Below are 280 nucleotides of genomic sequence, written 5' to 3'. Positions count from 1 at the left end.
GTTACGCCGAACCTGCCGGAAGCGGCGCTTTTAACCGGCACGCCGATAGCGGATACGAAAACGGACATCAATCATCAGGCCGAGGCGATCCTGAAAGCGGGCGCGAAAGCGGTGCCAATCAAGGGCGGTCATGGTGAGGGGCCTGACAGCACGGACTATCTGTTTGCAGATGGCACCATGCAGGCGCTTTCCGCTGCACGCGTAGAGACGAAGAACGATCACGGCACCGGCTGCACGCTGGCGGCGGCGATCACGGCTCATCTTGCGAGGGGAAGCGAGT

General features: G+C 61.8%; 1 protein-coding gene. It reads left to right on the top strand.

Annotated elements, in window-relative coordinates; genetic code table 11:
- On the top strand, positions 1 to 280 hold a 280-nt coding region (locus tag EN852_RS40400), incomplete at both ends, for a bifunctional hydroxymethylpyrimidine kinase/phosphomethylpyrimidine kinase (protein WP_189546693.1).

Origin of the sequence: Mesorhizobium sp. M2E.F.Ca.ET.209.01.1.1, assembly GCF_004010375.2 — a bacterium.
GTDB lineage: Bacteria > Pseudomonadota > Alphaproteobacteria > Rhizobiales > Rhizobiaceae > Mesorhizobium.
This window is presented reverse-complemented; position numbering and strand designations above follow the sequence as displayed.